Origin of the sequence: Streptomyces sp. NPDC089424 (genome assembly GCF_044749345.1) — a bacterium.
GTDB lineage: Bacteria > Actinomycetota > Actinomycetes > Streptomycetales > Streptomycetaceae > Streptomyces.
Window position 1 is genome coordinate 775114 of record NZ_JBIVHU010000002.1, and the last position, 18134, is coordinate 793247.

Sequence of the window (18134 nt, forward strand, 5' to 3'; positions counted from 1 at the left end):
ACCTCCTGCGAGTACGTCCGGTCGGGTCAGATGTTGTAGATGCCGGTCTTGTAGCGGGCGAGGTTGGCCGGATCGGCGAACCACCGCGCGGTGCGCGAGAGTCCCTCCTCCAGCGTGTGACCGGGCCGCCAGCCGGTCGCAGCGGTCAGCCGGGTCGCGTCGGCGACGAGGCGCATCACCTCGGAGGCCGCGGGGCGCAGGCGTTCGGCGTCCTCACGGACGTCGAGGGGCGCGTCCATGACCTTGCCGATCAGCGCGACCAGGTCGCCGACGGAGATCTCGCCGCCGGTCCCGGCGTTGAAGGTGCGGCCCACGACCTGCTCGGCCGGGGCGGTGCCGACCGCGAGGAAGGCCTGCGCGGTGTCCTCGACGAAGGTGAAGTCCCGGGTGGGCCGCAGGTCGCCGAGGGTGATGGTGCGCTGCCCTGCCGCCACCTGGCCGACGACGGTGGGGATCACCGCGCGCATCGACTGGCGCGGGCCGAAGGTGTTGAAGGGCCGCAGCGTCACCACGGGGGTGCCGAAGCTGGCGTGGTAGCTGTCGGCGAGCCGGTCGCCCCCGGCCTTCGAAGCGGCGTACGGGGACTGGGTGTTGATGGGGTGGTCCTCGGTGATCGGCACGGTCTGCGCGGTGCCGTAGGTCTCGCTGGTCGAGGTGTGCACGAGGCGCGGTGTGCCCAGCGCGCGTACCGCCTCCAGCACGTTGAGGGTGCCGGTGACGTTGGTGTCCACGTAGCTGTGCGGGGCCTGGTAGGAGTACGGGATCGCGATGAGCGCGGCCAGGTGGTACGCGCAGTCGGCGCCGTCGAGCAGTCCGCGTACCGAGCCGGGATCTCGTACGTCGCCGAGGACGATCTCCACCTGGTCGAGCACCTCGGCGGGCAGGCTCTCCAGCCAGCCGTAGGAGGAGAAGGAGTTGTACTGGGCCATGGCCCTGACGCGGTGTCCGGAGGCGACGAGCGCCTCGGTGAGGTGCGAGCCGATGAAACCTTCGGCTCCGGTGACGGCGGCGAGCGGTGCGGAGGTCAACTCTTCGGTTCCTTTCGTCGTGGCAAGGGCAAGGTGCCGCTCCGGTGGGCGCGCGGCGGGTGGGCAGCGGCGAGGTCAGAGGTGCGGGGACGGCCTGCCGAGCAGGCGTACCGCACAGGCCGCGAGGCAGACGGCGGCCACACCGCAGGCGGCCGGCAGAACGGCCGGGCCGGGTGGCAGGTGCAGCCAGGTGACCGCACCGGCGGCGCCGGCCGCCGCAAGGCAGAGCACGGCCGGCGGCCAGGCGATGCCGAAGGCCTGCAGGAGGAGCGCGGTCCACAGGGCCGCCGCGAGGAGCAGCACGGCGGCGGGGTCGGCTCCGGTCAGCAGCGCCGGGGGCAGCAACAGCAGCAGGTAGCAGGTCAGGCAGAGGCCGAGGACGGCGGCCGAGCGGCGTACGAACGCCCGCGGTGTCCGGCTGACCCGCAGGGCGGCGACCGACCAGCCCCGGTAGCGGTACAGCAGCCACTCGGCCGGGCCCATGCTCAGCGTCAGCGCGATCACCGCGTACGGGTGCCGCCGGCCTTCCAGCATGACCAGCACGGCCGCGGCCAGCCCGAACAGGCCGTACGGGAGGGAGGAGAGCAGGGGCGGGCGCGGACCGCCGGGGGCGGCCGCGGTCGCGAGGCCCGCCCGCAGGACGTGGGCGGTGGCGGCGAGGGTGGCCAGCAGCGCCAGCAGGGGCAGTGTCCACCGCAGGACGGGACCCGGTTCCCACCACGGCAGCAGCGCGGCCCCCGCGACCAGCGGGCTGAGCGCGGCCAGCAGCAGCCTCTCCCGGGCCAGCACCAGCAGCACGCCGGCCGCCGCCAGGTACAGCGACTGTCCGGCCGCCACCGCGAGGACCGTACCGCCGCCTCCGGCGGGCAGTGCGGCGAGTCCGGTGGCCACCGCTGCGCCGAGCAGGGAACCGGTCAGCAGGGTGCCGGAGGCCTCCCGGCGGCCCCTCACCAGCCGGAGGTGCGCGCGGTGTCCGAGGGCCTGTCCCCAGGCCCAGGAGGCGATGCCCGCCACGACCAGGACGGGTGCGTACCGCGCGACGGGCCACAGCGGGGCGGTGAGCAGGTAGGCCAGCGCGGGCAGGGCGAACAGCACCCCGCGCAGCAGGCAGCGGACCGTGTCGGGCCGCCACGGGTCGGGCGGCGCGGACGGCTCGGGGAACGACCGTGGCACGCGCGCGTACAGCGCTGACGCCAGGGAGAACAGGTTCGGATGGCCGTAGCGCTCGTTGACGACGGAGGCGGACAGGCCGTCCGCCTCCAGCAGCGCGGCCACCTCGTAGGGGTGGACGGCCGGGCCTATGCGGTCGGCGAGTTCGGCGGCGAGCGCGCTGACCGCCTCCTCGTCGGGTCCCTGGCGCGGCACCCGGATCGCGAGCGTCCTGTCGTCGGCCGTGTCGTCCAGGGCCCAGCGGGGGCGGCGGCGCCGGGGCCGGGCCAGCCGCAGCGCCAGCGTGTCCTGTTCGACGCCGCCGGGTTCGAGGGACATCGGCCCGCTCATACGGCGAGGCTCCCGGTGCCGGTGACCGCCGGGGCGGGCAGGACGATCCGGTCGGGCGACTGCTGCGGGCCCGTGGCGAGTTCGTGGTAGATGGCGCGGAACGTGTCGATGGTCTGCCGGAGCGTGAACTGCTCGATCACGCGCAGCCGGGCCGCCTCGCCCATGGCCCGGCGCCGGGCGGGGTCGCCGAGCAGTTCCAGGGCGGCCGCGGCCATCGCCTCCGGGTCGCGCGGCGGCACCACGAGACCGGTGTCGCCGACGGCCTCCCGGACACCGCCCACGTCGGTGGAGACGGTCGCCCGTCCGCACGACATGGCCTCGATCAGGGTGAAGGGGAAGCCCTCGCTGATGCTGGACAGCATCACGACGTTGCCCGCCGCGTAGGCGTCCTTGATGTCGTCGACGCGTCCCTCGAACGTCACGGCGTCGGCGTGTCCCAACTCGGCGGCGAGCGCCTCGCAGCGCTCCCGGTAGGCCTCTCCGCCCCGGGGCGTCCCGCCGAACATCCGCAGCCGCGCGTCGGGCAGCCGGTCGCGGACGAGGGCGAAGGCCCGGATGAGGGTCTCCAGGTCCTTGATCGGGTCGACCCGCCCGGCCCAGCTGAGGGTCGGCGTCCCCGGCTCGGGGCCGGCCGGCGGGAACGCGGCGGGGTCGACGCCGTTGTAGACCGTGCGGATCGACGCCGGGTCGGCGCCGCCCTGCTCCTCCCACAGCCGGTTGTAGCGGTTGCCGGGGGTGATCAGTGCCGCCCGGCGGTAGCTCTCCTCCGCCAGCAGCCGGAAGAAGCCCAGGATCACCGCCTTCACCGGCCAGCGGTAGGGAGCGGTGCGGTAGCCGAGGTAGCGCTCGCGCAGGTAGACGCCGTGCTCGGTCAACAGCAGGGGCACCCCGTGGCGTTCGAGGGCCGCGAGCCCGGGCAGGACGGCGACCCCGCCGCTGACGGCGTGCGCGACGCCGTTCTCGGGTGGCGGTGCGGCCAGCGGGCGCAGGGCGTGCTCGAGCAGCCCGGTCGCCGTGAGGGCGTCGTGCAGGGTCGGGCCCGCCTCACGCACGGCCAGCCCCGGCCGCCGCCATACGGCGGTCAGCACCGCGATCGCGGTGTCGCCGCGCAGGAAGGGGCTGAGCGCTCCGTCCGCCGCCGCCCCCGCCAGCGTGTACAGGGCGGGGGCGAAGCCGTGCTCGGCGCCCGGGTCGAGCAGCGCGGTCACGAAACGCTCGTAGGCGTCCGCGAGCCGTCTGCGGGCGCGGCCGCGGGGCGGGCCGCCCGCCGGGGCGTCGCCCCACATGGGGACGGACAGGACGCCGGAGACGTGGTCCGGCAGTTCCCACACGACCGGCTCACGGCCGGTGCCCGTGACGGCGATGACGTCGAAGTCGATGTCCGGCATGCCGGTGACGAGCTGGTCGCACCAGACGCTCACGCCGCCGTGACTGTGGGGGTAGGTGCCTTCGGTGAGGAGGGTGACGCGGGTCGCGCCGAAGGGCCGCCCGCTGGGGTGAACGTGCATCGATGTGCTCCACGGCCGAGGTGTGGGTGGTCGTGCCGGTCCCGGCCGCCGACGGGCGGCCGGGACCTCGCTGCCGGTGGTCCGGTCAGCTCCCCGCGCCGGGGGAAAGGGGTTCGGCGACGCCCTCGGGCACGCGGGTGTCCGGCGCCGGCTCACCGGCGGGCGCGGAGCCGACGGTGTCGGAGGCCGTGGAGGCGGCGGCGGAGCCCGGCAGGGTGAGGGTGAGCGGCGCGCCGGCGGAGGCGGTCCATCCGGACCGGTCGCCCGCGTAGGCCTCACCGAAGGCGGAGCCGGCCCGCGTGGTGCCGTCGGGCATGGTCGCGGGGACGGTCACACCGGCCGGGCCCTCGACGGTGACGGTGGTGCCGATGCGGTAGGCGGTGACCTGTCCGTCCCGCACGGCGGCGCGCCAGGCGGCGCGGCGCTGGAGTTCGGCCCCGATGTCCGCCATCGGCAGGTTCACCAGGGGGGTGTTCGACGCGAAGAGCGTGTCGTAGGCGTCGAGGACCCCGTCGAGGACGGGGTAGGCGATGCGGTCCTCGGCCAGGTTCGACTGGTGGATGAAGTGCGGCTTGGGGTCGTTGGCCAGGACGTGGCCGAGGGCGATCTGCCGCTCCAGCGGGACGATGTGGTCCGCGTAGCCGGTGGCGAGGTCGAGCGGGGCGGGCAGGCAGGTGGTGGTGGCCGGGTTGTCCTCGCAGATGCCGCTGCCGCCCTGTGCGCGGCTGGTGTAGATCCAGTTGTACTCGTCGACCTGCTCGGCCGCCCTGCCCGCGTTGTAGAAGATGTTCATCGGGTAGCGGGGCACCGTGGTGGCCGCCCCGACCCGCCGCTGGTCGGGCTCGCGGGAGTTGTCCGAGGCCAGCCAGTCGACGCCGTTGTCGGCCAGGGCGGGCGCCAGGTTCGGGTTGTCCACCGTCTGCTGCGGCAGGACCCGCAGTCCGGAGTGCTCGCCGGTGACCAACTCGTCGTCGTCGAGGGGCAGTCCGGCGAGGCGTCCCCACACCCGGTTGGCCGCGATCTCGTCGGCGATGTCGTTGCGGCTGACCCACTTGACGGATCCGTCGGCGTTGGTGGCGCAGCGCCAGGGCACGACGGCGGTGTCCTGCTTGCAGCCGAGGAAGGCGTGCGTGTAGGTGTGGTTGATCCAGCGGAACTCACCGCGTTCGGTGAGGAGCCGGTCGGCCAGCGGGTCGGCGCCGCCGTTGTCCTCGCGGTGGTCGACGCTGCCGGCGCCGTTGTAGGCGAAGTCGAGGGTGAAACCGCGCTCACGCTGCCAGGCGACCGCGTGGTCGACGTCCGCGGGGACCATGCGGATCGGGTCGGGCGTGGCGTTCGGGTCCGTGCAGTCGACGTCGCCGGGCGTGCAGTTGAGCGTGGAGTTCCAGCGGTCGTCCGCCGCGAAGACGTCGTCGACGTGCACGGCGAAGTAGTTGCGGGAGGCGCCGAGGTGGATGCCGTCGGTCATCCAGGCCACGATGCCGCGGGCCAGCAGCCGGAACTGCTGCTGGTACTGGTTGTAGACGAAGGTCACGACGAGTTCGCGCCGTCCGTCGTGCCGGTACTCACCGACCAGCGAGCCGCGCCTGCCGGTGCCCGGGATGGCCGCCTCGACGTACGGGGTGAAGTCGGCGCCGGCGACCGGCGTCGACAGGTAGGCGTAACTCTCGCCCACGGTGGGCGAGTTGTCCTCGAACGGCACCGCACCGTCGAGGTAGCCGAACGGACCGGACCGGCCGGCGTCGGTGATCCGGGCGCTCACCCCGTCGAGGCTGCCGGAGTAACCGCCGAACACCGGGTACTGGAGCCCGGCCTCGGGACGCGCGTACGTGTACGCGTCGACCTGCGGGATGTCGTAGGCCCGCTCGTAGGCCACGAGCGCGGCCATCTCCGGGGAGTTCGCCGGGAACGGGTTGTCGTTGGGCAGCACCACGGCCTGGAACCTGGCGCGGTCCCGGCCGTCCACGGTGTCCGCGAGATAGCCGGCGTCGATCACGGGCCGGTCGGCACGGGTGAGGTCGATCTCCGTGTACGGCGTTCCCGCGGCGTCCAGTTCGGCCGCGATGGCGTCGGTCGCCGGCCCCCCGTCGGTCACGACGAGCACCCGCAGGTCGACACGGGCGTCGGCGGCGTCCGCCGGTGCGGCCGCAGCCGGCACGCAGAGGGCGGCTATCAGCGCGCCCGTCGTCACCAGAGTGGTGCGAAAAGTCCGCTTCATGCGGTGCTGTCCCCTCCCCAGGGCAGGGGTGAGTACGGCTCCGCGGAGCGGACGCACCCCCTCGCGTGCCGCCGGCTTCCCCCTCAGAGACCGGTCGTTCACGCATCCGTCGCGTCAAATGGTGGGGTACCTGTGAAGCTTTTGTGGTTCCGTTGCGAAACCTGACGGAAAAAAGCAGGTGGCCGGCAGGCACCGACTCGGCTCGGGCCGGGTGTCCACCACCCCGGCACCCACCCCCGCGGGACCCCCCTTCGAGGGCGACTGCCCAGGTGGGAGGGGTGAAGCAAGCCGCCGGCGGGCCCTGTGGGCTCGCCGGCGGAGCTGTCATCGGGAGCGAACCGCGCGGCGGACGACCATGGAGGGGTTTCTGGTCATGGCGTCCCGCCCGGCGCGGGGCGTCAGGCGCACAGCACGCGCGTCTCGGGCGTGTAGACCGGACCGCCGCTGATGCTCGCGGTGTCGCTGAACTCGGCGTAGAAGTACGAGTAGAAGCCGATGTTCCCGTTGCAGCCGGAGTCCGGGGCGACCTGCAGCGTCAGCGTCACGGTGCGGCTCTGGCCGGGCGGGATCGTGGCGCCGTAGTTGGCGCCGAGGTTGGCGGGGCCGGTGCCCGAACACGAGCTGGTGCCGCTCGGCGCGGTGAGGGTGCAGCCGGTGAAGGAGTACTTGAGGTCCGGGCGCTGGGTGGTCAGCCAGGTGGGGTCGATCGTCTGGTAGACGAACCAGATGTCGTACGTCTTGTTGTTCGTGAGCGTCATCGACACGTCGACCGTGCCGCCCGGCGTGGTGGTGGCGGCATCGGTGGTGAAGGACAGCTCGGCGGGGGCCGGATCGGCGCTCGCGGCGGGGGCCAGGCCGAACACGGCGAGGACGAGGGCGAGGACGGTGGTGAGACCGAGGCGTCTCATCAGAGGTGATCGCATGGCCAGGGAGGCTAGGCACGGGGGCGACCGGCCGTCTGCCCCCGCAGGGCGGCCGCGATCCGGGGACGACCGAAAGTGCGCTTCGCGTGAAGGTGGTGCGGGGGAAGTGTGACGAGAGGTCGCGGATCGTATACGTGCACGCCGCGCCCGGTACGGCGAGGGGGCCGCGGGGCGGCGGTGCGGGCCGGGATCCACCGGCGCGGCGGTGGCGCCTTTGGCGCGTACCGATCGCGCAGGGGGGTCCGGGAGTACGGATGCGGTGGGGGCGCACCGGTCGATCTCGGTCAGCCGGGTGGTTTTCGGCCTTGCCGCCGCTGCCGCTCAACCGGCTCGGGCGATGAGCAGGGCCACGTCGTCGCGGTCCCCTCCGGTGCGCAGGATGCGCAGGAGCCGGTCGCAGGTGGTGTCCAGCGGTCGGGCCGGGTCGTCCAGGACGGCCAGCAGCACCTCCAGGCAGGTGTCGATGGGCCGGTCACGCCGCTCGACGAGGCCGTCGGTGTACAGGACGAGCTGATCGCCGGGCCCGAAGGCGAAGGAGGTGGAGTCGAAGGCGATGCCGCAGCCGCCCAGCGGCGCGCCGGTGGGCAGGACGAGGAGTTCGCAGGCCCCGTCCGCGTGCAGGAGCGCGGGCGGCAGATGCCCCGCGAGCGAGATCCGGCATTGCGCCGCGCCGGGGTCGAAGACGGCGTAGACGCACGTCGCGAGGGTTTCGAGGTCGTCGGTGATGTGGTCGAGGTGGTGCAGCACCTGGGCGGGTGGCAGATCGAGGTCGGCCAGGGTCCTCGTGGCGGTGCGCAGCTGCCCCATGGCCGCCGCGGCCGTGACGCCGCTGCCCATGACGTCGCCGACGACGAGTGCCGTCTTGTCGCCCGCCAGGGGAATGACGTCGAACCAGTCGCCGCCGATCTCGACGGTGGCCTGCGCGGGACGGTAGCGGTAGGCGACGTCGAGGCCGGGGCGCTGCGGTGGAGGGTGCGGCAGCAGGCTGCGCTGGAGGGTCAGGGCGGTGCGGCGCTGCTCCTCGACGGCGCGGTGCCGGTCGGTGACGTCGACGCTGGAGGTGGCCACGCCCAGAACCGTGCCGCTGGAGGCTTCGAGCCGGTAGAACGAGACCGACCAGGCGTGGTCGTTGTCCGGGTCGGCCGCCGTGCGGCCCACGGTGTACTGGTCCAGGATCGGCGTCCCGGTGGCCAGCACCTGGCGCATGGACTGCTCGAAGGACCGGTCCAGGTGGGGCAGCACCTCACTGACGTGACGACCGACGTGCTGGGCGGCCGGCACGCCGTTCATCCGTTCCTCCGCGGCATTGACGGAGAGGTAGCGAAGGTCGCCGTCCAGCATGGCCAGCCCGATCGGTGACTGGGACACCAGCTGGTCGGACAGGGAGAGGTTGCGCTCCACCTGGCGCAGCGTCGCCTGGTCCGCGGCCAGCCCGAGCGCGTAGTAGTCGCCCCGCTCGTCCAGCAGCCGCATGTTGCGGAACTCCACCAGGCGCCTGCTGCCGTCCTTGTGCCGGACGGGGAAGACCCCGGCCCAGCTCTCGCCGTCGCGCATGACCCGGGCGAACAGGTCGAGCACGGTCTCCAGGTCCTCCTCGTCGATCAGCAGCCGGGCGGCGTACCGGCCCAGCGCCTCCTCGGCGCTGTAGCCGAAGAGGAGCTCGGCCTGGGGGCTCCACAGGTCGATCCGGCCCTCGGCGTCCAGCAGGACTGCGGCCACGTTCAGCACGTCCAGCAGACCACCGGACCCCGACGCGACCCCGCCCGACGTGCCGGGAGCACTCCGGAGGGGTTCGGTCGCACGCATACCCCTGGCTCCTTCCGGCCGCCGATCCGCCGGCCGGACCACGGGCCGGCTTTCCCTACGACGGCCACTCCATCGTCCCTCGCCGCGACCGGCGCGTGCACACCGGCGACGCTTCTCACACACCCCACCCGGCGCCCCGCTTTGCATATAATCGACCGGTCGTCTACTTTAGACGACCGGTCGGCTGTCGATCGGTCCCCCACTTCCCGGAGAGGTCATCATGAGCACTCGGACACAGAAGGTCGCGGTCGTCACCGGTGCGTCGCAGGGCATCGGCGCGGGTCTGGTCACCGCGTACCGCAAGCTGGGCTACGCCGTCGTCGCCACCTCGCGCGGCATCGCCCCGTCGCAGGACACCGACGTCCTCACCGTCCAGGGAGACATCGCCGACCGTGACACCGCCGAGCGCGTCATCGCGGCCGGTGTGGAGCGGTTCGGCCGGATCGACACGCTCGTCAACAACGCGGGGATCTTCCTCGCCAAGCCGTTCACCGAGTACACGCGGGAGGACTACGAGGCGGTCCTCGGGGTGAACGTCGACGGCTTCTTCCGCATCAGCCAGCTCGCGATAGAGCAGATGCTCCGGCAGGGCGGCGGCCACGTCGTCCAGGTCACCACCAGCCTGGTCGACCACCCCAACTCGGGAGTGCCGTCGGTGCTCGCGTCCCTGTCCAAGGGCGGGCTGCAGGCCGCCACCAAGGCACTGGCCATCGAGTACGCCTCCCGCGGCATCCGCGCCAACGCGGTGGCCCTCGGCACGATCAAGACGCCCATGCACCCCGAGGAGCACCACGAGACGCTTGCCGCCATGCACCCCCTGGGCCGCATGGGAGAGGTCGCCGACATCGCCGACGCGGTCGTCTACCTGGAGAACGCCCCCTTCGTCACCGGCGCGATCCTCCCCGTCGACGGCGGACAGACCGCCGGGCACTGACCCCCTCGACCTCGATCCCCCCGGATCAGGAGGAGCAAGGCCATGAGTCACCCCCTGCACGACGTCCTCACCCGCTGGAAGGACGCCTTCGACCACCACCGGCCGGACGTGATGGCCGAGCTGTTCACCCCCGACGCGCTCTTCCAGGGCTTCGGGCCGGTGCCGACCGTCGGCCGCGAGAGCGTGCGGTCCTACTACGCGGCGGTCGCGCCTGACCGGCGCGCCGACGTCACGGTCCTGCACACCTACGCCCTCGGCGAGAGCGTGGCCGGCGGCTTCGCCGACGTCACCTTCAGCGACCCGGCGGGGTGGGAGGCGAAGGTGCACCTGTCGCTGGTCCTGCGGCGCGACGAGAACGACTGGAAGATACGTCAGTACCACGTCTCCCGGACCGCTCCCGAGGACTGAGGCACCGCGGCGGGGGCCGCGCACGGCGGTCCCCGTTCCCTTCCCCGGGCGCCGGGACGCCCACACGAGAGAGAGTACGAACATGCGAGAGTTCCTCGTCGAACTCACCACCACCGTCCCGGAGGGCACGGACCCGGCGGAGGTCGACCGGGTCCGGGCCGCGGAGGCCGCACGTGCCGGGGAACTGGCGGCCGGCGGGCACCTGGTGCGGCTGTGGCGCCCCGTCGGGGAGCGGCGCAGCATCGGCGTGTGGCGCGCCGCCGACGAGGCGGAACTGCGCCGGGACGTCCTCGGCACACTGCCGTTGTGGCCCTGGATGACCGCTGACGTCACCGAACTGGAGCCCCACCCCAACGATCCGGGCAGTGCCGGCCCGCCCGCGTGAGAATGGTGGTGCGCGCCCCCGAGGCCGGCCGGACCGCCCGAAGACGGCGGCGCATCCGCACCACCCCCACGTCAGGACGGCGCTCATGCAGACGTTCCTGCCCGATCCGGACTTCCGCCGTTCCGCGTTGCTGCTCGACCGTCGCCGGCTGGGCAAGCAGCGGGTCGAGGCGCTCCAGGTGCTGCGGGGCCTGACCGTGCCGGGGTACGGCTGGCGCAGGCACCCCGCGGTGCGCATGTGGAGCGGCTACGAGGAGGCGCTGGTCCGCTACGGGCTGGAGGTCTGCCGGGTCTGGCGTGAGCAGGGGCACCAGGACAGCTGTGCCGCCTCGCTCGTCGCGGGCCTCGGCGCGTCCCGTCCGGGCGCCCCCGTGCGGGACCAGGCCGCGCTCGCCGCCGCCGGGGAGCTGCCGCCCTGGCTGGGCGACGCCGCCTTCCACCTCAGTCACCGCTCCGCGCTCGTGCGCAAGGACCCGGAGTCGTACGCGGACGCGTTCCCCGGAGTGCCGGACGATCTGCCCTACGTGTGGCCGCGGTCCGACCGGGGCAGCGTTTGACTTCGAGGGCACTCGAATTCGTAGCGTGGATCCATGAGCTACCGCACCACACCTCAGCACAAGCTCGGTTCCGGGTTCGGCGCCCGGAGCACCGCCGACGACGTCCTCGCGGGGATCGACCTCACGGGCCGGCTCGCCCTGGTGACCGGCGGCTACTCGGGCATCGGCGTCGAGACGACGCGGGCGCTCGCCAAGGCGGGCGCCCAGGTCGTCGTCCCGGCACGCCGGGTCGACGCGGCGCGGGAGAACCTGGCCGGGATCGACGGCGTCGAGGTGGACGAACTGGACCTCGCCGACCTCGACAGCGTGCGCGCGTTCGCCGAGCGGTTCCTCGCCTCGGGCCGGAGCCTGGACATGGTCATCGACAGCGCCGCGGTCATGGCCTGCCCGGAGACCCGGGTGGGACCGGGCTGGGAGGCGCAGTTCGCCACCAACCACCTCGGCCACTTCGCCCTCGTCAACCGCCTCTGGCCGGCGATCGAGCCGGGCGGCGCCCGCGTCGTCGCGGTCTCCTCGTCCGGTCACCATCGCTCCCCCGTCCACTGGGACGACGTCCACTGGCGGAGCGACTACGACAAGTGGGAGGCGTACGGCCAGGCCAAGACGGCCAACGCCCTGTTCGCCGTGCATCTCGACCGGCTCGGCCGGGAGTGCGGCGTGCGGGCCTTCTCGCTGCACCCCGGCGGCATCCTCACCCCCCTCCAGCGGCATCTGGCGAAGCAGGAGATGGTCGAGCGGGGCTGGATCGACGAGGACGGCAACCTGCTCCACCCCGAGGCGTTCAAGACGCCGCAGCAAGGCGCGGCGACGCAGGTCTGGGCGGCGACCTCCCCCCAGCTGGACGGCATGGGCGGCGTCTACCTGGAGGACTGCGACATCGCCGGACCCGCCCCCGCGGACGGTGCACGGGTGGGCGTCAAGGAGTGGGCCACGGATCCCGAGCAGGCCGCCCGCCTGTGGGCCCTGTCCGCCGAACTGACAGGCGTGGACGCCTTCGCCGCCTGACTGCCGGCCAGGCCGCGACCCCGGCGGCCTGGCCGCCGTCGCGGCCTTCGCGCCGCGAACGGGCCCGCCCGGGCTGCGGACACCCGGGACAGGGCGTCTGCTGGAGGTGAGACGGCCGCGGCAGCACGACTCGGTCCGGCCGGTGGTGACGAACACGCGCAGACTTTCGTGCGTGGGGTGTCACCGCCGTGGGCACCCGGGCCGCGGGTGCGACGCCGGTTCCGTGAGCAGTGAGCACCGCCTCGGGAAGGCGTCCGGCCACAGGGGGCCGACGAGTGGTGAGCGAGGAGGTCCCGGGCATGACGGAGGACGGCACCGCACGTGCGGGAACAGGCAAGGGCGCGGCCCTCGGCGGCCGGCCGACCGGTCAGTGGCCCGACCCGGCCGGGGCCGCCGGGTACCCCGACCATCCGCCGCGCATGGGCTTCTTCACCGACAGTTCCGTGTGCATCGGCTGCAAGGCGTGCGAGGTGGCGTGCAAGGAGTGGAACGCCATCCCGGAGGACGGCCTGCAGCTGACCGGCATGTCCTACGACAACACCGAAGGGCTCGGCGCCAGCACCTGGCGGCACGTCGCCTTCATCGAGCAGCGCAAGCCGCTCGTCGCGCAGGAAGAGGGCATCGGCCACGAGGACGTCGACGTCTTCACGGCCGCCACGAATCTGGGTGCCGCTCCCGCACCCGCACCCGCACCCGTCTCCCCCGTCGCGCCCGACGGACGTACCGAACTGCGCTGGCTGATGTCCTCGGACGTGTGCAAGCACTGCACGCACGCGGCGTGCCTCGACGTGTGCCCCACCGGATCGCTGTTCCGCACCGAGTTCGGCACGGTGGTCGTCCAGGAGGACATCTGCAACGGCTGCGGCTACTGCATCCCGGCCTGTCCGTACGGCGTCATCGACCAGCGCAAGGACGACGGCCGCGCCTGGAAGTGCACCATGTGCTACGACCGCCTCGGCGTCGGCATGGAACCGGCCTGCGCCAAGGCATGCCCCACCGACTCCATCCAGTTCGGTCCCCTGGACGAACTGCGCGAGCGCGCGGCGGCCCGGGTCACGCAGTTGCACGCGGCCGGGGTCACGGACGCCCGCCTGTACGGCGAGGACCCGCAGGACGGCGTCGGGGGCGACGGGGCGTTCTTCCTGCTGCTGGACGAGCCGGAGGTCTACGGGCTGCCGCCCGATCCCGTCGTCACCACCCGTGATCTGCCCGCCATGTGGCGGCACGCGGCGGCGGCCGCCGCGTCGCTCGCCGCGCTGGCCGCAGTCAGTTTCGCCCGGAGGCCGCGATGAGGCGATTCGCCTGGATGCCGGGACGGGGCGTCCGGCACGGAGAGCACGACGAGCCGTTCCCCCAGGAGGCAGCGACGAGCGGGTCCGACGTCACCCCGCACGGGACGGACGGCGCGCGCCCCGGACGCGACGCCCTCACCGCCGGCCGGCGTCGCCGGAGCCGTGGGCGTGGGCGCGGGGAGCAGGCGATGGTGCCGGAGGCGGAGTTCTCCTCGTACTACGGCAAGCCGATCCTGAACAGGCCGACGTGGAAGGCGCCGGACATCGCGGGCTACCTCTACCTCGGCGGACTCGCGGGGGCGTCCTCCCTGCTGGCCGCCGGGGGCCAGGTCACCGGTCGCCCGGGGCTGGCCCGCGCGGCGAAGCTGGGCGCGTCCGGGGCGATCTCGCTGTCCCTGGTGGCGCTCGTGCACGACCTCGGACGCCCCGCCCGCTTCCTCAACATGCTCCGCGTCTTCAAACCCACCTCGCCGATGAACCTCGGGTCGTGGCTGCTGGCGGGCTACGCACCGCTCACCTTCGCCGCCCTCGCCACCGATGTCGCCCGCCGCCACGGGACCGTCGGTGCCGCCGCCACGGGCGGCGCGGCGGCGCTCGGCCCGGCCGTCGCGACGTACACGGCGGTCCTGCTGTCCGACACGGCGGTGCCGTCGTGGCACGAGGGCCACCGGGAGATGCCGTTCGTCTTCGCGGGTTCGGCCGCCACCGCGGCGGCCGGGTTCGCCCTGGTCTGCGCGCCGCTCCGGGAGACCGGGCCCGCGCGCCGGATGGCGGTGCTGGGCGCCGGTCTGGAACTGGGCGCCTTCGGGCTGATGAAGCGCCGTATGGGCCTGGCGGCCGAACCCTACGAGCAGGGTGCGCAGCGCCGGCAGCTGCGCGCGGCCGAGGTGCTCACGGCGGGCGGTGCCGTGCTGGCGGCGTACACGGAGGGCCGGGGCCACGCGAGCGGGCGGGCCCGGCTGCTCGCCGCGGCGGCGGGTGCGGCCCTGCTGGCCGGTTCGGCGGCCCTGCGCTTCGGTGTGTTCCACGCCGGCGTGGCCTCCGCCGAGGACCCGAAGTACACCGTCGTACCGCAGCGGGAGCGACTGGAGGCCCGCGCACGGTCCGACGGCCACCGGCCCGGGCCCGGGCCCGGCTGACCGTTTCGGCGTGGCTGCGCCGGGTACTCCGCGCGGTGCCGCGCGCGGTGGACGGGCAGCGGATGCCGCGCGGACCCGGTTGCGGGAAAATGGGCCGCGCGGAGGGTGGCGGAGAAAGGGCGGACGGACATGGGCGTGCGCACATGGATCGACTCCTGGCCGGTCTACCGCCAGCTGAAGGGCACGGACCCCCTGGGCCGCGGTGCCGCCGCGAAGAGCGGGAGGAGCGCACGGCTCGCTCCCCGGGTGGCGTCGGCGGACCGCGTGGTGAAGTCCATCTGCCCGTACTGCGCCGTGGGCTGCGGCCAGAACGTGTACGTCCAGGACGAGCGGGTCACACAGATCGAGGGTGACCCCGACTCGCCCATCTCCCGCGGCCGGCTGTGCCCCAAGGGCTCGGCGAGCCTCCAGCTGACCACCGGCGGCGCCCGCGAGCACCACGTCCTCTACCGGCGCCCGCACGGCACCGGGTGGGAGCGCCTCGACCTCGACACGGCCATGGACATGATCGCCGACCGCGTGATCGAGGCGCGCCGGGCGGGCTGGCAGTGGGAGGTCGACGAGACCCGCACGCGGCGCACGCTCGGCATCGCCAGCCTGGGCGGGGCCACGCTGGACAACGAGGAGAACTACCTGATCAAGAAGTTGTTCACCGCGCTGGGCGCCGTGCAGATCGAGAACCAGGCGCGTGTTTGACACTCCTCCACCGTTCCCAGTCTGGGAACCTCGTTCGGCCGCGGCGGCGCGACCACCTTCCAGCAGGACCTGCAGAACTCCGACTGCATCGTCATCCAGGGCTCGAACATGGCCGAGTGCCATCCGGTCGGGTTCCAGTGGGTGATGGAGGCGAAGGCCCGCGGCGCGAAGGTCATCCACGTCGACCCGCGCTTCACCCGGACCAGCGCGATGGCCGACGTCCATGTGCCGCTGCGCGCGGGCTCGGACATCGCCTTCCTCGGCGGGATCATCAACTACGTCCTGAGCAACGACAAGTACTTCCGTGACTACGTGGTGGCGTACACCAACGGTCCCGTCGTCCTGCGCGAGGACTTCCGCGACACCGAGGACCTCGACGGCGTCTTCTCCGGCCTCGACCCCGACACCCGCAGCTACGACAACACCACCTGGCAGTACGCCGGTACGGAGTACCAGTCGGCGTCGGGCGAGCGCGACGAGGAGTTCGCCGCGCGCACCGGCGACGGCAGCGCGGTGACGGAGGCGGCCCGCGGCGAGGCCCACGGCGCGGGCGGCGCCGACGTGGGCGAGGAGGAACCCGAACGCGACGAGACGCTCTCGCACCCCCGCTGCGTCTTCCAGGTCCTCAAGCGGCACTACGCCCGCTACACCCCGGAGATGGTCGAGGCCATCTGCGGTGTCCCGCCGGACCTGTTCCGCCAGGTGTGCGAACTGGTCACCGAGAACTCCGGACGGGAGCGCACCACCGCGTTCGCCTACGCGGTCGGCTGGACACAGCACACGGTGGGCGTCCAGTACATCCGCGGGGCCGCCGTGCTGCAGAGCCTGCTGGGCAACATCGGCCGGCCCGGCGGCGGCATCCTCGCGCTGCGCGGGCACGCCTCGATCCAGGGGTCGACGGACATCCCGACGCTGTTCAACCTGCTGCCCGGCTACATCCCGATGCCGCACGCCCACCACCAGCAGGACCTGGACACCTTCGTGCGGGCGGACGCGGCCCGCAAGGGCTACTGGGGCAACATGCGGTCGTACCTGGTCAGCCTGCTCAAGGCGTACTGGGGCGAGGCCGCGACCGCGGAGAACGACTTCTGCTTCGACTACCTGCCGCGGCTGACCGGCTCGCACTCCACCTACGAGACGGTCATGGCGCAGCTGGACGGCACCTGCAAGGGCTACTTCCTGATGGGCGAGAACCCCTCGGTGGGGTCGGCGGACGGGAAGATGCAGCGCCTCGGCATGGCCAACCTGGACTGGCTCGTCGTACGGGACTTCTCCCTGATCGAGTCGGCCACCTGGTGGCAGGACGGACCGGAGATCGAGACGGGTGAGCTGCGCACCGAGGACATCCGCACCGAGGTGTTCTTCCTGCCGGCCGCCGCGCACACCGAGAAGGACGGCAGCTTCACCAACACCCAGCGCCTGCTGCAGTGGCACCACCAGGCCGTGGAACCGCCCGGTGAGGCGCGCAGCGACCTGTGGTTCACCTACCACCTCGGACGGCTCGTGCGCGAGAAGCTCGCCGCCTCCACCGACGCCATGGACCGGCCCGTGCTGGACCTCGCCTGGGACTACCCGACGAAGGGCGAGACCGCCGAGCCGGACGCCGAGGCCGTCCTCGCCGAGATCAACGGCCATGACGCCGAGGGCAACCCGCTGTCCTCGTACGAGCAGTTGAGCGACGACGGCTCCACGGCCTGCGGCTGCTGGATCTACTGCGGTGTCTACGCCGACGGCGTCAACCAGGCCGCCCGCCGCAAGCCGGGCGAGGAGCAGAACTGGGTGGCGAACGAGTGGGGCTGGGCGTGGCCCGCCAACCGGCGCATCCTCTACAACCGCGCCTCGGCCGATCCCGACGGCAGGCCCTGGAGCGAGCGCAAGGCGCTGGTGTGGTGGGACGCGCAACGGCGCGAGTGGACCGGCCACGACATCGCCGACTTCAAGAAGGACAAGTCCCCAGACCACCGGCCGCCGAAGGGCGCGACCGGTCCCGAGGGGCTGTCGGGCACCGACCCGTTCGTGATGCAGGGCGACGGCAAAGCCTGGCTGTACGTGCCCTCCGGGCTGACCGACGGCCCGCTGCCCACGCACTACGAGCCGCAGGACTCACCGTTCCCGAACCTGCTGTACGGCCGGCAGCGCAACCCGGTACGGCATCTGCTGCCGCCGCACCCGGACAACCGCTACCAGCCGAGCGGCGGTGAGCCCGGCTCCGACGTGTTCCCGTACGTCACCACCACCTACCGGCTCACCGAGCACCACACGGCGGGCGGCATGTCCCGGTGGCAGCCGTATCTGGCGGAGCTGCAACCGGAGTTCTTCTGCGAGGTCTCCCCCGAGCTCGCCGCCGAGCGCGGCCTGGAGCACACCGGCTGGGCGACGATCGTCAGCGCCCGGGGCGTGATCGAGGCCCGCGTGCTGGTCACGGACCGCGTGCCGCCCCTGACCGTGCACGGGCGTCCGCTGCACCAGGTGGGCCTGCCGTACCACTGGGGCACGAACGGCTACAGCACCGGGGACGCCGCGAACGAGTTGGTGCACATGGCACTCGACCCGAACACGCACATCCAGGAGACCAAGGCGTTCGCCGTCGACATCCGGCCGGGGCGCCGACCCAGGGGCCCGGCCGCCGTGGAGCTGGTGCGCGGCTACCGGGCGCGGGCCGGCATCGACGAATGGACCGGCAGGGAGCCCTGAGGCACTTCTGCCGTCCGGCGTCCTCCGTTCTCCGTTCTCCGT

14 protein-coding genes are annotated in these 18134 nt (G+C 73.0%); 8 read left to right on the top strand and 6 right to left on the bottom strand.

Annotation, left to right across the window (positions count from 1 at the left end; all coding sequences use genetic code 11):
- Positions 1-26: 26 nt before the first annotated feature.
- The 6 genes from ACIP2X_RS11105 to ACIP2X_RS11130 all read right to left on the bottom strand — a co-directional run bounded on the left by ACIP2X_RS11105 (position 27) and on the right by ACIP2X_RS11130 (position 8983).
- Complete coding sequence (locus ACIP2X_RS11105) at positions 27-1028, bottom strand: GDP-mannose 4,6-dehydratase (RefSeq protein WP_401670444.1); 1002 nt, start codon at positions 1026-1028, stop codon at positions 27-29.
- A gap of 75 nt (positions 1029-1103) precedes the next feature.
- Positions 1104-2528 carry a hypothetical protein gene (locus tag ACIP2X_RS11110; protein WP_401670446.1) on the bottom strand — a complete coding sequence of 475 codons (1425 nt, stop codon included), beginning with the start codon at positions 2526-2528 and terminating at the stop codon, positions 1104-1106.
- The gene (gene pelF / locus ACIP2X_RS11115) at positions 2525-4036 is read right to left on the bottom strand and encodes a GT4 family glycosyltransferase PelF (protein ID WP_401670449.1); all 1512 of its coding nucleotides are present in this window, start codon (positions 4034-4036) and stop codon (positions 2525-2527) included. Before pelF ends, ACIP2X_RS11110 begins: the two co-directional genes overlap by 4 nt.
- Before the next feature lie 85 nt (positions 4037-4121).
- Positions 4122-6254, bottom strand: coding sequence for a hypothetical protein (locus tag ACIP2X_RS11120; protein ID WP_401670452.1), 2133 nt, complete (start codon positions 6252-6254; stop codon positions 4122-4124).
- A 398-nt stretch (positions 6255-6652) separates the two neighbouring features.
- Complete coding sequence (locus ACIP2X_RS11125) at positions 6653-7177, bottom strand: hypothetical protein (RefSeq protein ID WP_401670454.1); 525 nt, start codon at positions 7175-7177, stop codon at positions 6653-6655.
- Positions 7178-7498: 321 nt separating this feature from the next.
- A complete protein-coding gene (locus tag ACIP2X_RS11130; RefSeq protein ID WP_401670456.1) occupies positions 7499-8983 on the bottom strand; it encodes a SpoIIE family protein phosphatase in 1485 nt (494 codons plus the stop codon).
- Positions 8984-9203: 220 nt separating this feature from the next.
- Between ACIP2X_RS11130 and ACIP2X_RS11135 the strand changes: the two genes are divergently transcribed.
- From ACIP2X_RS11135 to fdh, 8 genes are all read left to right on the top strand, one after another.
- The gene (locus ACIP2X_RS11135; RefSeq protein ID WP_401670458.1) at positions 9204-9917 is read left to right on the top strand and encodes an SDR family NAD(P)-dependent oxidoreductase; all 714 of its coding nucleotides are present in this window, start codon (positions 9204-9206) and stop codon (positions 9915-9917) included.
- A 42-nt stretch (positions 9918-9959) separates the two neighbouring features.
- Positions 9960-10325, top strand: coding sequence for a YybH family protein (locus ACIP2X_RS11140; RefSeq protein WP_401670462.1), 366 nt, complete (start codon positions 9960-9962; stop codon positions 10323-10325).
- An 82-nt stretch (positions 10326-10407) separates the two neighbouring features.
- The gene (locus ACIP2X_RS11145) at positions 10408-10710 is read left to right on the top strand and encodes a muconolactone Delta-isomerase family protein (RefSeq protein ID WP_401670465.1); all 303 of its coding nucleotides are present in this window, start codon (positions 10408-10410) and stop codon (positions 10708-10710) included.
- Positions 10711-10795: 85 nt separating this feature from the next.
- Positions 10796-11266: an MSMEG_6728 family protein gene (locus ACIP2X_RS11150; RefSeq protein WP_401670468.1), complete on the top strand. Its 471-nt coding sequence runs from the start codon at positions 10796-10798 to the stop codon at positions 11264-11266.
- 33 nt (positions 11267-11299) lie between these two features.
- Complete coding sequence (locus ACIP2X_RS11155) at positions 11300-12271, top strand: SDR family NAD(P)-dependent oxidoreductase (RefSeq protein WP_401670470.1); 972 nt, start codon at positions 11300-11302, stop codon at positions 12269-12271.
- Positions 12272-12690: 419 nt separating this feature from the next.
- Positions 12691-13563, top strand: a complete 873-nt coding sequence (locus ACIP2X_RS11160) for a 4Fe-4S dicluster domain-containing protein (protein WP_401672299.1) — start codon at positions 12691-12693, stop codon at positions 13561-13563.
- 188 nt (positions 13564-13751) lie between these two features.
- Entirely contained in the window at positions 13752-14702 is a 951-nt protein-coding gene (gene nrfD, locus ACIP2X_RS11165) for an NrfD/PsrC family molybdoenzyme membrane anchor subunit (RefSeq protein ID WP_401672302.1), read from the top strand.
- A 129-nt stretch (positions 14703-14831) separates the two neighbouring features.
- Positions 14832-18092, top strand: coding sequence for a formate dehydrogenase (gene fdh / locus ACIP2X_RS11170; RefSeq protein ID WP_401670473.1), 3261 nt, complete (start codon positions 14832-14834; stop codon positions 18090-18092).
- Positions 18093-18134 lie beyond the last annotated feature (42 nt).

Bases quoted from the DNA above. Each gene is read 5' to 3' on its own strand.
- ACIP2X_RS11135 (WP_401670458.1), top strand. From the start codon at position 9,204: ATGAGCACTCGGACACAGAAGGTCGCGGTCGTCACCGGTGCGTCGCAG.
- nrfD (WP_401672302.1), top strand. From the start codon at position 13,752: ATGGTGCCGGAGGCGGAGTTCTCCTCGTACTACGGCAAGCCGATCCTG.
- ACIP2X_RS11160 (WP_401672299.1), top strand. From the start codon at position 12,691: ATGGGCTTCTTCACCGACAGTTCCGTGTGCATCGGCTGCAAGGCGTGC.
- pelF (WP_401670449.1), bottom strand. From the start codon at position 4,036: ATGCACGTTCACCCCAGCGGGCGGCCCTTCGGCGCGACCCGCGTCACC.
- ACIP2X_RS11140 (WP_401670462.1), top strand. From the start codon at position 9,960: ATGAGTCACCCCCTGCACGACGTCCTCACCCGCTGGAAGGACGCCTTC.
- ACIP2X_RS11155 (WP_401670470.1), top strand. From the start codon at position 11,300: ATGAGCTACCGCACCACACCTCAGCACAAGCTCGGTTCCGGGTTCGGC.
- ACIP2X_RS11125 (WP_401670454.1), bottom strand. From the start codon at position 7,177: ATGCGATCACCTCTGATGAGACGCCTCGGTCTCACCACCGTCCTCGCC.
- ACIP2X_RS11110 (WP_401670446.1), bottom strand. From the start codon at position 2,528: ATGAGCGGGCCGATGTCCCTCGAACCCGGCGGCGTCGAACAGGACACG.
- ACIP2X_RS11145 (WP_401670465.1), top strand. From the start codon at position 10,408: ATGCGAGAGTTCCTCGTCGAACTCACCACCACCGTCCCGGAGGGCACG.
- ACIP2X_RS11130 (WP_401670456.1), bottom strand. From the start codon at position 8,983: ATGCGTGCGACCGAACCCCTCCGGAGTGCTCCCGGCACGTCGGGCGGG.
- ACIP2X_RS11150 (WP_401670468.1), top strand. From the start codon at position 10,796: ATGCAGACGTTCCTGCCCGATCCGGACTTCCGCCGTTCCGCGTTGCTG.
- ACIP2X_RS11120 (WP_401670452.1), bottom strand. From the start codon at position 6,254: ATGAAGCGGACTTTTCGCACCACTCTGGTGACGACGGGCGCGCTGATA.